10 protein-coding genes and 1 pseudogene are annotated in these 11,805 nt (G+C 72.9%); 5 read left to right on the top strand and 6 right to left on the bottom strand.

All coding sequences use genetic code 11. The annotated features are described in order from the left end of the window. Positions 1-7: 7 nt before the first annotated feature. Positions 8-1,516 (top strand): annotated as a pseudogene (locus tag STRTU_RS01445) (FAD-dependent monooxygenase); the annotation flags it as partial. A gap of 33 nt (positions 1,517-1,549) precedes the next feature. Here the strand turns inward: STRTU_RS01445 and STRTU_RS01440 are convergent. Continuing rightward, positions 1,550-2,038 carry an EF-hand domain-containing protein gene (locus STRTU_RS01440; protein ID WP_269777281.1) on the bottom strand — a complete coding sequence of 163 codons (489 nt, stop codon included), beginning with the start codon at positions 2,036-2,038 and terminating at the stop codon, positions 1,550-1,552. 302 nt (positions 2,039-2,340) lie between these two features. Between STRTU_RS01440 and STRTU_RS01435 the strand changes: the two genes are divergently transcribed. Together STRTU_RS01435 and STRTU_RS01430 are read left to right on the top strand one after the other, a co-directional pair. Continuing rightward, entirely contained in the window at positions 2,341-2,769 is a 429-nt protein-coding gene (locus STRTU_RS01435; RefSeq protein ID WP_269777280.1) for a hypothetical protein, read from the top strand. A 121-nt stretch (positions 2,770-2,890) separates the two neighbouring features. Further along, positions 2,891-3,622, top strand: coding sequence for a L,D-transpeptidase family protein (locus STRTU_RS01430; protein ID WP_269777279.1), 732 nt, complete (start codon positions 2,891-2,893; stop codon positions 3,620-3,622). Between the two features lie 64 nt (positions 3,623-3,686). Here STRTU_RS01430 and STRTU_RS01425 read toward each other — a convergent pair whose 3' ends face one another. After that, the gene (locus STRTU_RS01425; RefSeq protein WP_269777278.1) at positions 3,687-4,082 is read right to left on the bottom strand and encodes a thiol-disulfide oxidoreductase DCC family protein; all 396 of its coding nucleotides are present in this window, start codon (positions 4,080-4,082) and stop codon (positions 3,687-3,689) included. Positions 4,083-4,171: 89 nt separating this feature from the next. Further along, a complete protein-coding gene (locus STRTU_RS01420; RefSeq protein WP_269777277.1) occupies positions 4,172-4,675 on the bottom strand; it encodes a C40 family peptidase in 504 nt (167 codons plus the stop codon). 245 nt (positions 4,676-4,920) lie between these two features. Between STRTU_RS01420 and STRTU_RS01415 the strand changes: the two genes are divergently transcribed. After that, on the top strand, positions 4,921-5,745 hold the full coding sequence (locus tag STRTU_RS01415; RefSeq protein ID WP_269777276.1) for an SDR family oxidoreductase: 825 nt from the start codon (positions 4,921-4,923) through the stop codon (positions 5,743-5,745). A gap of 38 nt (positions 5,746-5,783) precedes the next feature. Then, positions 5,784-6,287 carry a metallophosphoesterase family protein gene (locus STRTU_RS01410; protein WP_269777275.1) on the top strand — a complete coding sequence of 168 codons (504 nt, stop codon included), beginning with the start codon at positions 5,784-5,786 and terminating at the stop codon, positions 6,285-6,287. Between the two features lie 36 nt (positions 6,288-6,323). On the opposite strand, the gene STRTU_RS01405 is transcribed toward STRTU_RS01410, so the two are convergent. The 3 genes from STRTU_RS01405 to STRTU_RS01395 all read right to left on the bottom strand — a co-directional run bounded on the left by STRTU_RS01405 (position 6,324) and on the right by STRTU_RS01395 (position 11,804). Beyond that, complete coding sequence (locus tag STRTU_RS01405) at positions 6,324-6,833, bottom strand: mycothiol transferase (protein ID WP_269777274.1); 510 nt, start codon at positions 6,831-6,833, stop codon at positions 6,324-6,326. A gap of 203 nt (positions 6,834-7,036) precedes the next feature. After that, positions 7,037-9,889 carry a condensation domain-containing protein gene (locus STRTU_RS01400; protein WP_269777273.1) on the bottom strand — a complete coding sequence of 951 codons (2,853 nt, stop codon included), beginning with the start codon at positions 9,887-9,889 and terminating at the stop codon, positions 7,037-7,039. Continuing rightward, positions 9,879-11,804 carry a non-ribosomal peptide synthetase gene (locus tag STRTU_RS01395; protein WP_269777272.1) on the bottom strand — a complete coding sequence of 642 codons (1,926 nt, stop codon included), beginning with the start codon at positions 11,802-11,804 and terminating at the stop codon, positions 9,879-9,881. The genes STRTU_RS01400 and STRTU_RS01395 overlap by 11 nt, the downstream gene beginning before the upstream one ends. Position 11,805: the final 1 nt, after the last annotated feature.

Below are 11,805 nucleotides of genomic sequence, written 5' to 3'. Positions count from 1 at the left end.
CCCGTTCCGCGCAGGGCTCGGTGGCCGTGCGGGGCGGACGGCCTCCCTCCGAATGCCCCTCGCGTACGGGATGGGGGTGGCGCGGGAGGTTCTGGCAGCCGCGGCCCCGCTCCGGGGACAGCTGATCTATGTCAATGGCGCGGAGCAGGCCCGGACCGAGCTGACCCTGCCGCCCGACGTGCCCTATCGCTTCGCCGCACTCCCGCAGTACGCCACCGAACGCATCCTCGCCGAACGGCTCACGTGCTGGGAAACCCATGTCGAACGCGGTACGGAGCTGGTGGGCTTCGAGCAGGACGCTGACGGGGTCCTGGCCTCCCTCACACTGCCGTCCTGCGCGCAGGAGCGGATCCGCACCGGATTTCTCCTCGGCTGCGACGGCGCCCACAGCGTCGTCCGCAAGGTGCTCGGGCTGTGCTTCGAGGGCGGTTCCTTCCCCGAGGAGTACATGCTGGGGGATGTCGAGGTCGACTGGGAGCTGCCGTCCGGCTATGCGGTCCGGGCCATGCACCAGAGCGACGGACGCACCGACGATCTGCTGGTCTGCATCCCGCTGCCCGGCCCCAACCGCTACCGGATGTCCATGCTCGTCCCGCCCGAACTCGCCCTGCCGCAACAGCCCCGCGGGGAAGATGTGGCGCACGGTTTGGAGGCCGGCCCCGCCCCCGGTCTCCCGCACATCCAGGCGGTCCTGGACCGGCTCTCACCACAGCCCACCTGCGCCTCCGCGCTCCGCTGGTTCTCGGTCTTCCGTATCAGCCACCGTCTGGTGGGCCGCTACGGAGCGGGCCGGGTGTTCGTCGCCGGAGACGCCGCCCATATCCATCCGCCCACCGGCGCCCAGGGCATGAACACCGGTATCCAGGACGCCTACAACCTGGCATGGAAGCTGGCCCTGGCCGTGCGGTCGGCCGCGAGTGAGCAACTGCTGGCCAGCTACCACGCGGAACGCCACCCCGTCGGCGAGGAGGTGGTGCAGCGGACGGTCCGGCACGCCGGCAGCGGCGTCCAGGCGGACCCCGACGACCCGGCGACGCTGATCCGGCGCGAGGCCCAGCTGCTCGTCGGCTACCGCGGCAGCCCGATCGTCGCCACGGACGGACAGCCGCGCCAGGGCCCCGCCCCCGGCGACCGCGCACCGGACTGCGGCGGCCTGCGCCACGACCTCACCACCTTCCCGTCCCGCCTCTTCGACCTGCTGCGGGGGCAGGACCACACCCTGCTGCTCTACGCGGACGACGAGGCCCAACTGGCGCCGTACGACGCGGTGGTGGCTTCGGCGCGGCGCGCGGCGCAGGGGCGGCTGAGCGCCTGGGTGGTGGCGGCCCCGCGCCTGCGGACGGACGGCCTGACACTGCCCGTCGTCCATGACGGCCTGAACGCGTTCCGGCAGGTGTACGGCGCCCGGGGCGGCGAAGGTTTCCTCATCCGCCCCGACGGCTACCTGGGGCTGCGCGACGCCCCGGTGCGGGGCCCGGAGCTGCTGGCACACCTCGCGCTGACCTTCCGTGGCTGACGGCCGGGCGCGGGCGCCGCTGCCCGACGCCTACTACTCGCCGGGGGCGCCCGGCAACGCATCGACCAGCAGCCGCCCGTCACCGTCGTGGTCCAGCGCCGCGAACGCCTGCGCCGCCTGTGCGGCCGAGTACCCCGCCGCACGGTGCACCGCCGCGAAGTCCTCCTGGCTGACCACGCCGTCCCCGTCGGCGTCGGCGAGGGCGACGGTCGCGGCGATCGACGGTCCCACGATCTGACCGAGGGACCCCGACGCACCCGCGCGCGCGAACGCGGCGACAAACTGCTCCTGGTTCAGCCGCCCGGTGGCCTCGACCTGCGCCAGCGCGGCGAGCTGCTCGAAGGTGTGGCGCATCCCCGCACCCAGCGCCCGCGCCTTGGGGGAGTCGGCCGGTTCCCCCACCGCGTCCGTCAGCACCCGCGCCCGGTCGGTGAAGTCCTGCACGGTCAGATAGCCGTCGCCGTCGGTGTCGTACAGGGCGAAGCGGCGCTCGTACTCCGTGCGCACTGCGTCGGTGATCATGCGTCGTCCCTTCTGAGCGGGGGTGACTCCTGACGGAGCCCGGGAAGGCGGCCGTCCGCGGGCGCCGCGACCGTCCGCCATGAGCACATTAAGTGGCGGTGGGAAAGCGAAGGGTGATCGAGAGGGGCGTGTTCGCTGTCTCGCCCCCGCCGTCCCGTCGTGGTGGAGAAATCCGCGGTCCGCACTCGGGAGATCACGTATGATCACCGTCAAATTGAACATCTGTCGCAGTCGCCCGCACAGGCGGATATTTTCCGCCGTCTCTGACGTGGGGGCTGCGCGGGGGGAAGGGAACCTCACACATGAAGTCATCCCGTTTACGGCGTCGTCTCGCCGGTGCCGCGGCCGCCGCGGTGCTGGCCGGCACCGGCGTACTGGTCGCCGCGCCGGCCGCGGTCGCCAAGGCCAACCTCATGACCATCGACAAGGTCTCGCTGCACGAGCCCGGCCTGCAGGTGAAGGTCACCTACTCCTGTGACACCGGAATTAACCACCAGCTGGTCGCCGGCGCGATCAAGCTCAACCAGACCGGTTCCGACGAGTCGACCGCCGCCGGCACCGTCAAGAAGAACAAGCTCGTCTGCGACTACACCAATCACACGGCACTGGTGACCCTGCGCCCGGCCGTTGCTTCGCACTTCGCCAAGGGCGACACGGTGAAGGTCTCCGTCTTCTACCTCGACAACGACGGGTTCATCTACACCCGTGAGGAGAAGGTCTCGGTCCTGTAAGCGGTCCACCTCCCCGGCGGACCGGACGCCGTTCCGTCCGCCGGGGCGCGTTTTCGCCTATCAGATATTTCGGGTCGGTCACGCCCGCAACCGGCGGGTCGGGCAAACAGTCCTACGGGGCATGAAAAGACGACTGAACCTGCGTGTCCCGCGGTCCGGCGCCGGTCGTCGGGCGGGCGCGGCGCTCGCTCTCACGGCCCTGACCGTCCCGCTGACGGTGGCCTTCGGTTCCACGGCCCAGGCCGCCACCGCGTCTTCGTGCACCGCGGCCCGTGGTCCCTACCAGAAGCAGGCCGAGAAGTTCCTCGGACTGCGGGTGGACGGCCGGCAGTCGGCCGCCGACTGCCGGGCGATCCGTGCCTTCCAGACCAGCCACGGCATCACCCCGAACATCGGCTACGCCGGACCCGTCACCTGGGGCGTGATGCGCGTCGTGGCACAGCAGAACGCGGCCGGGAACAACCCCAACAAGGCCGGTCACTGCCCCACCACCAAGGGGCGGATAGCCTGCGTCGACCTGACCCGCCAGCTCAGCTGGATCCAGGACGGCAAGAAGCTGGTGTTCGGGCCGGTCCCGGTCCGCACCGGCCGCGACGGTTACGAGACCCGTACCGGCGCGAAGAAGATCTACTGGCGCCATCTGCACCATGTCTCGACCCTCTACGACGTGCCCATGCCGTACAGCCAGTTCTTCGACGGCGGGCAGGCGTTCCACTCCATCAGCGGGAGCGTCTGGTCGGCGCCCGGCTCCCACGGCTGCGTCAATATGCGCAGCAACGACGCCAAGAAGTACTGGTCCCTGCTCAAGAACGGTGATGACGTCTACGTCTACGGCCGTAAGTCCGGTACCTGACGGCACGTCCGGTACCTGACGGCACGTCCGGTACCTGGCGACGGACCACCCCGGCCGGGCCCCGCTACGTCGGCTTCCCGGCCGTGGGCGGGGACGGCAGCGCACAGGCCGCCGTCCCGCCCGGCATCCGATGACGGTTGCGCGCGATCAGCCGGTACACCCCCTGGGCGGCCCAGCGCAGCGGCGGCAGCGTGAGCAGCGCACCCACGACCGGCCATCCGCGGTCCGCGCTCAGCAGCAGCTTGGCGACCGCCTGCGCGCCCCCGTGCACGGCGCCGGTCGGCGTCACCCACAGCACCTCGTGCTCGGCCCGCCGCCGGCTGACGCCGAGCTGAGCGAGATCGGCGAACTGCCAGGGCGTGGCCGCACAGCGCGGACGCAGCCACCGTTCCGCGAACCGCACCGCGGACGTGCAGAAGGCACAGTCGCCGTCATAGACGAGTACGGGTTGCCGCCGCATGGGCCCTCACCTCTCACCGGTGGCATCAATGACAGGTGCCACGCTACCGGGAGGCATCCGGGCCGCCGCCGGGTGTGCCCGTACGGAGGTCAGTCGGCCAGCAGGTTGTACAGGGCCATCGGGGTCACATAGCCCGGCCAGCGGTGGTCGGCGAAGAGATGGACACCGGCGTCCTGGTAGGTCTGGTCGACGAGTTGGGAGCAGATCATGTGCCGGGTGCTGGCGACGTAGCGGCGCAGCCCCGGGAGCGGCAGATGGAAGCGGTGCGCGGCGATCGCCAGGTAGTCGAGGAAGCTGTAGGGGACTCCTACGTAGGCGGTGGCCGCCGCGCAGATGGCCGTGCGCTGCTGGTCGGTGAGCCCTTCCGGACAGACGTAGCGCACCGAGGTGCCGTCGTACGCGGTGAGGGGCTCGATACGGGCACCGCCCGGCTCGGCTTCCAGCAGCCGGCCGTCGGGCAGGACGAGAAAGGCGTGTTCATAATCCGCGAAGCCGTCTCCGTTGATCCATTGTCCTAAGCGGATCAACCGGCCGGTGATGCCGGATATGCGGGTGAGTCCGATGTCGCCGGGCAGGGGATGCGTATGCCTCATGAGCAGCTCCCGGGAGCGCAAGGGGTTATAGGGGTAATACCCGTTGTTCGCCCGTGAGCACCGCGCCGGTGGAAGGGACGGCCGTGTTTTTCCTGCCCATCCGGCGTATGTCGTGGGGCAGATGAGGAGTACGGATAGCGGAGGGGAAAGAGAATTCAGCGGGGCGGCGGGGTACGGATTTCCCGAACGGAAAAGGCGGCCGCCGGAGGTGTGCCGGGGAAACCGAGCAGGAGGAGTGGGACGCGATGGGCAGCGGAGAGAGCGAGCGCGCGGCGACGGCACGTCAGGGCGCCTCCGTGGCGGGCAGTGACGCCGGGCGGCAGCCGCTGGCGGGCAGTGTGGCGCTGGTGACCGGCGCCTCCAGCGGCATCGGCGCCGCCACCGCCCTGGCGCTCGCCCGGGAGGGCTGCTCCCTCGCGCTGGTGGCCCGCCGGACCGAGCGGCTGGAGGAGCTGGCGGAGGCGATCGGCGCGCGGGGAGGCGCGTCCCTCGCCGTGACCGCCGACCTGGCGGACGGCCCCGAGGCCCGTCGGACGGTCGATCAGACCGTTGACCACTTCGGACGGTTGGACATTCTGGTGAACAGCGCGGGCTTCGGCGTACGCGGCGCGGTGACGGACAGCGACCCCGAGGACTGGGACCGGATGGTCGACCTCAACTTCCGGGCGGTGCTGCGGATGTCCCATGCCGCGCTGCCACATCTGCTGCACGCGGCGCAGGACGGACCGCGGGGCGTGGCCGACCTGGTGACCGTCAGCTCGGTCGCGGGCCGGGTGCCCCGTAAGGACAACAGCGTCTACTCGGCCACCAAGCACGCGGTGTGCTGCTTCAGCGAGGCGCTGCGCCAAGAGGTGACGGGGCGTCAGGTTCGGGTCGGGCTGGTCGAACCCGGCATGACCGTGACGGAGATGACGCGCGACGGCAGCCAGGCGGCGTCGGCGCACGGAATGCCGCAGGACGTCTGGCTGCGGGCCGAGGACATCGCCCGATCCGTTGCCTTCATGGTCACCCAGCCGCCCCATATGGCGGTCAATGAGCTCACGGTGCGGCCCACCGCCCAGGAACGCTGACCGTCAGGCGTCCGTGAACACGGCCCGAGGAGAGCCCCGTGCGGCTTCTGCTGCTGTCCGACACCCATCTGCCCAAGCGCGCCAAGGCGCTGCCGCCCCAGCTGCTCGACGAGGTGCCGGACGCCGATGTCGTCGTGCACGCCGGTGACTGGGTGGACACCGCCACCCTGGACCTGCTGGCGGGCCGCGCGCGGCGGCTGATCGGGGTGTACGGCAACAACGACGGCCCGGAGCTGCGGGCGCGGCTGCCCGAGGTGGCGTACGCGGAACTGGCGGGCGTACGGCTCGGTGTGGTGCATGAGACCGGCCCCGCGCAGGGCCGGGAGCGCCGGTGCGCCGAACGGTTCCCCGGGCTCGATGTGCTGGTGTTCGGGCACAGTCACATCCCCTGGGACTCCATGGCGGGCGACCGGCTGCGCCTGCTCAACCCGGGTTCGCCGACCGACCGCCGCAGGGAGCCGTACTGCACCTATATGACGGCGGAGATCACGGCGGGCCGGCTCACCGCCGTGGAGCTGCACCGCCTGCCCCGCCGGCGCTGAGCGCGCGGTGGCCGGCCGCCCCGCCCCGCCCGGTGCTCAACGGCCGAGCAGCCCACGCACATAGGCCGCCTGCCCGGCGTGCTGGAGGTCGTCGGCGATGACGCTGACGAGCCGGACGCCCAGGGTGACGGGCGGTGTCCAGGCCCGGTCGACGACGCGCTTCATGTCCTTGTCGTCGATCCCGGCGAGGTACTGCACGGTGTTGTCGTGGACCGCGCCGTGATAGCCCATCAGCAGCTCATCGGTCAGGTCCCGTACGGCCTCGACCTCCTTGGCGGAGTGGCCGTATCCGGTGTCGTCGGGGGAGAAGGGGAGGCCGAAGCGGTCGTACCAGCCGTCCGAGGTCCAGATCTGCTCGGTGCCGGCCACCCCGGAGAGATGGTCGTCCTGGATCCGGGTGAGATGCCAGACCAGCCAGCCGATCGAGTTGGCGGCGTCATCGGGGCGGGTACCGAGCTCATCGGGGTCGAGCCCGGTAACCGCGTCCTCGACGCTCTCCCGGATACGTCCGAAGGCATCGACGAGCAGGTCCGTGCTGGCGTTCATGGAGGGCTCCTTTACGGCGACGGAGGGCGTCAGCCCGGCAGCCCGCCCATGGTCGCAAGCCGGCGGCGGGAAACGGCGGGGGCAGGCCGGAAAGGTGCTGATTTACCGGATTGTCCCGTTCTAGGCTCCCGGCTCCCCCTTCTGTCGCACGAGCGCCCGGTGGCCGAGGAGCCACCGGGCGCGGTGCCGTCACCCCACGCGGGTCACCCCTCGGACGGGTCCGTCATCGCGGCCAGTACGGAGCGCCAGTCCTCGCCCGGCTGCAGGCGCAGGGACGGGGACAGCCGGTCGGAGTGGTAGTGCCAGCGGTGGTCGAGATCCGGATGGACCTCGTCCGTTTCGAGGATCTCGCTGTCGCTGCCGAGCAGTTCGGTCAGTGCGCCGGCCAGGTCCCGCCAGGTGACATGTCCGCTGACGGCGTTGGCGACGCCGTGCACGGGGGAGTCCAGGCAGGAGACCACGGACCGGGCCAGCGCGGCGGCGTGCACCCAGGCCGCGCCGTACCAGGCATGGCCACCGGTACCCGGCCGGGGCAGTGCGATCGGCCGGCCCTCCCGCGCGGCCTGGTAGAGCAGACCGGTCGCACCCCAGCGCAGCTGGTCCCGCAGCCGCTGGTGCGGGCCCCAGACGAGGGGGGAGCGGACGGCGCTCGCCCCGCCCCGGCCCTCGGAACCCGCGGCCCGCAGCAGCAGCGCCTCACAGTCCAGCTTCGCCTGCCCGTACGCGCTCAGCGGATGGCCCGGGGCGGACTCCTCCGCCACCCACTCACCGGCCGGGCGCCCATAGGCGTCCACGCTGCTGACGAAGACGAACGGGCCGCGCGACCAGGCGCCGACCATCGCCGCCATCGCCGTCACATCGACCTCGGGGCGGGTGAAGGTACAGGCCGCGTGGATGACCGCATCGGCGCTGTCGACGGCCTTGCGCAGCCCGTCCAGGTCGGTGAGATCGCCCTCGATGACGTCCACCCCGTCCCCGGCGACCAGATGCGCGGATTCGGGGCGGGCCAGGGCCAGCACCGGGCGGCCGCGGGCGGCCAGTTCACGCAGGACGAACGCGCCGACCCCTCCGGTGCCGCCGGTGACCAGCACCGTGCCCTCGCGCGAGCGCCGCGGACGGGCCGTGGTGACCGTGGGCGCGGCGGCCCGTTCCGCGGCGCGGGCGTCCAGCAGCGCGGTGACCGCGCGCGGGGTACGGGCCTGCATGATGTCCAGGCCGGTCAGCGGCAGTGTCAGCGCCTCGCGCAGCCGCTCGGCGAGCTGGACGGCGACCAGCGAATGACCGCCGAGGAGGAAGAAGTCCTCGTCCGGGCCGGGCTGACGGCCCAGCAGCGCGGTGAAGCCTTCGGTCACGGCTTCGGCGCGGGCGCCTTCCGGTGCGGGCGCGGACGGTACGCCGGGCAGCCGGGCCGGGTCGACCGTGCCGTCGGCCGTCCGGGGCAGCGCGTCCAGCAGGGTCACCGTGGCGGGCACCAGTTCCGGAGCCAGTTCGGCCCGCAGACGGGAGCGGAGTTCGGCCGGTGCGGGGCCGCCGATCTCGCGCAGCACGGCGTACGCCAGCAGCGGACCGCCCGCCGTTTCGAGCACCGTGGCCTCGGCCACCCCGGGGTGCGCGCGCAGCAGCGCCTCGGCCGGGTGCCCGTCGGTCTGGTCCGGCGCCGCCGGTACCGCACCGGGCAACTGGGACAGCCGAACGCCCGGTTCGTCGGCGACCGCGGTGAGCAGCGCACCGTAGTGCGCACCGAGACCGGCCGCCGCTTCCTCGTCCAGCGCGGCCCGGCCGTACTGGACGAGACCGGCGGGGGCGTCGGTGTCCACCAGACCGAAGGAGAGGTCGAACTTGGCCTCGGCGGGGCCGACCTCGACATACTCGCCCACCGTGTCGGGCAGCCGCAGCGTGGTGGGCTCACCCAGGACGTCCGCGGTCACCCGTATCAGGGCCGTACCGTCCGTGCCGCGGGCGGCGGCGCCGAGGCGCTCCAGGACGAGATCGAAGGGCACCTCGCGGCACTGCTGGGCGTCCAGCAGCGCTTCCCGTACGCGCTCCACCAGCGCGGTGAAGGACGGATCGCCGCCCGTGTTCACCCGCACCGGGAGGGTGTTGACGCACAGCCCGACCAGACCGCGCATCTCCGCGCCCTGCCGGTGGCTGCCGGCGACCCCGATCACCAGGTCGTCCTGGCCGGTGAAGCGGTGCAGGGCGGCGAAGGCCGCGGCGAGGGCCACAGTGAACAGGGTGGCCCGGTGCTGCCGGCCCAGCTCGCGCAGGGCCGCGGGCACCCGCGGGTCGAGCGGGGCGGTGTGCGTTCCGGCGGACCGGGCGGCATGGCCGGCGGGCGGCTGCGCGGGGCGGGGCAGACGCAGCGGGGAGACACCTTCGAGGCGGGCTTCGCAGCGGCGCAGGCCCTGTTCGAGGCGGTCGGCGGCGGCCTGCTCCCGCCGCGCGAAGTCCGCGTACTGCGGCGGAGCCGGCTGCTCGGCGGACTCGCCCCGGGCAGCGGCCGCGTAGAGCTCGGCCAGCTCCCCGGCGACGGTCTCCAAGGAGGCGCCGTCCAGCGCGATGTGATGGAACGTCAGCAGTACGGTGTGGTCCTGCGGACCGTGCCGCAGCACCAGAGCACGCGGCAGCGGACCGGCGGCGAGGTCGAACGGGCGGTGCGCCTCCTCGGCCAGCAGGGTGTCGGCTCCGTCGGCGGCCGTGTCCACGACGCGCAGCGCCATCGACTCCGGCGCGGGCAGCACCTCCTGGTAAGGCTCGCCGTCCCGTTGCCCGTACCGGGTACGCAGAATCTCGTGGCGGCCGACCAGTGCCGTCAGCGCGGCGGTCAGCGCGTCCAGATCGAGCGGACCGCGCAGCCGGGTGGCGAACGGCACGCTGTACGACGCGCCGCCCTGTCCCAGCCGGTCCATCAGCCACATCCGGCGCTGGGCGTGGGAGAGCGGTGCGGGCCCGTGGTGGACGGGCGCGGGGACGGCGGCGGGGCGGGCCGCGCGGGAGCGTGCCCGGCGCAGCAGTTCCTCCTGGAGCGCCGCCGGGGCGGGGGTGTCAGTGGTCATCGGTGGCCTCCGGGGCGCCGGGGTGCAGATCGCGGTGCGTGGCGAGCAGTGCGCGCTCGACCAGCGCGGCGTGTCCCGCCACGGTGGGGGCGGCGAAGAAGTCGGCGAGGCTCAGTTCGACGCCGAGTTCCTCGCGCAGATCGTCGGTGACGGCGAGCGCCAGCAGTGAATGGCCGCCCAGCGCGAGGAAGTCGGCATCCGCGCGGGTGACGTCACGGCCCAGCGACCGGCTCCAGATCTCGGCGACCGCCTGCTCCAGCGGACCGAGCGGACCGGCGGGAGCGCCCGGCCCGTCCGTCGTGACCAGGTCCGTCAGGGCGCGGCGGTCGACCTTGCCGGAGGGCGTGAGCGGCAGCGCGTCGACGAACCGCACCTCGTCGGGCACCAGATGGGCGGGCAGCACGGCGGCGAGCCGGTCGCGCAGCGCGTCGGGACGGGGGACCGGTCCGGGCGCGGCCACGACGAACGCGGCCAGCCGGGCGTCGTCGGGGGAGGGGCGGTGCACGGTCACGGCCGCGTCGGCGACCTCGGGCCGCTCCCGCAGGGCGTGTTCGATCTCGGCCGGTTCGATCCGGAAGCCGCGCACCTTCACCTGGTCGTCCGTGCGCCCATGGAAGTCGAGGAGCCCGTCCGGGCGCCGGGAGACCAGGTCACCGGTGCGGTAGAGCCGCCCCAGGCCGGGGTGGTCGACGAAGCGCTCGGCGGTCAGCTCCGGCTGCCCGGTGTAGCCGTGCGCCAGCCGGCTGCCGCCGATCCACAGCTCGCCCTGCGCACCGTCCGGCACCGGCCGCCCGGTGTCATCGAGGAGGTGCACGGCCGCCCCGGCGATCGGCCGGCCGATGGGCAGCCGGCCGTCGCAGTCGGCGTCGGTGACCCGGTGGGTGGTGGTGAAGGTCGTCGCCTCCGTCGGCCCGTAGCCGTTGACCAGCTCCAGCCAGGGGAAGGCACCCAGCACCGCACGGGCGTGGTGCGCGGACAGCGCCTCGCCGCCCACGATCACCGTGCGCAGCAGCGAGAAGATCCGGGAGCGGCGGCCGGCCAGCTGGTGGAAGAGCGCGGTGGTGAAGAACGCGACGGTGACGCTGTGGCGCTCGACGTGCCGGGCCAGGTCCTCGAATGACGGCCGTTCGTCGGTGCACACCACCACCGCGGCACCGTTGGCCAGGGCTCCCCACACCTCGAAGGTCGAGGCGTCGAAGGTCATCGGCGAGTGGAAGAGCACCCGGTCGCGGGCGGTGAGGGTGAGATACGCCGGATCGGAGACCAGCTCGGCGATGGCGTGGTGCGGCACCGCCACCCCCTTGGGGCGGCCGGTGGAGCCCGAGGTGAACATGATGAACGCGGTGGCGTCCGGGCCCGGTGCGGCCGCCGGGAGGTCGCCGTCGTCCACCAGCGGCTCACCGGGCAGCGCGAGGGTGGCGCCGGTGAGCGCAGCGGATTCGAGCAGCTTGCTGTCGCCGACGGTCAGCGTCACGCCCGCTTCGGCGGCCAGGGCCTCGGAACGGGCCCGCGGATGCGCTGGATCGAGCGGCACACACACGGCGCCCGCCCACCACAGGGCGAGCTGGGCGACGACCGTCCGGGCGCTGCGGGGCATCATCAGCGCCACGGAGTCACCCGTGCCGACGCCGTGCTCGCGCAGATATCCGGCGAGCGCCCGGCCCGACGTGACGAGTTGCGCATAGGTGAGCGTGGTGTCGCCGTCCGCCACGGCCAGGGCGTGCGGGGTCCGGGTGGCGTGCCAGGCCACCAGGGTCGGCAGACCGGCCGCGGGCGCGGGCCGGCCGGCCGCCGGGACGGGCGCGGTGTGCTCACCGGACGGGCGGTGTGCGGGGGACGGGGTGCCTTCGGTGGGCACGGGGCCTTCCTTCCGGGCGTCGGGGGAGGACGGAAACGCGGGGGTGCGGGCGGTCATC

Source organism: Streptomyces tubercidicus, assembly GCF_027497495.1.
Lineage (GTDB): Bacteria > Actinomycetota > Actinomycetes > Streptomycetales > Streptomycetaceae > Streptomyces > Streptomyces tubercidicus.
The sequence above is the reverse complement of the archived record's forward strand: the minus strand, read 5'-3'. Positions and strand labels throughout refer to the sequence as shown.

What these genes read in the sequence shown, in the direction of transcription:
- STRTU_RS01440 (WP_269777281.1), bottom strand. Translation starts at nt 2,038, where the DNA reads ATGATCACCGACGCAGTGCGCACGGAGTACGAGCGCCGCTTCGCCCTG.
- STRTU_RS01435 (WP_269777280.1), top strand. Translation starts at nt 2,341, where the DNA reads ATGAAGTCATCCCGTTTACGGCGTCGTCTCGCCGGTGCCGCGGCCGCC.
- STRTU_RS01430 (WP_269777279.1), top strand. Translation starts at nt 2,891, where the DNA reads ATGAAAAGACGACTGAACCTGCGTGTCCCGCGGTCCGGCGCCGGTCGT.
- STRTU_RS01425 (WP_269777278.1), bottom strand. Translation starts at nt 4,082, where the DNA reads ATGCGGCGGCAACCCGTACTCGTCTATGACGGCGACTGTGCCTTCTGC.
- STRTU_RS01420 (WP_269777277.1), bottom strand. Translation starts at nt 4,675, where the DNA reads ATGAGGCATACGCATCCCCTGCCCGGCGACATCGGACTCACCCGCATA.
- STRTU_RS01415 (WP_269777276.1), top strand. Translation starts at nt 4,921, where the DNA reads ATGGGCAGCGGAGAGAGCGAGCGCGCGGCGACGGCACGTCAGGGCGCC.
- STRTU_RS01405 (WP_269777274.1), bottom strand. Translation starts at nt 6,833, where the DNA reads ATGAACGCCAGCACGGACCTGCTCGTCGATGCCTTCGGACGTATCCGG.
- STRTU_RS01400 (WP_269777273.1), bottom strand. Translation starts at nt 9,889, where the DNA reads ATGACCACTGACACCCCCGCCCCGGCGGCGCTCCAGGAGGAACTGCTG.
- STRTU_RS01395 (WP_269777272.1), bottom strand. Translation starts at nt 11,804, where the DNA reads ATGACCGCCCGCACCCCCGCGTTTCCGTCCTCCCCCGACGCCCGGAAG.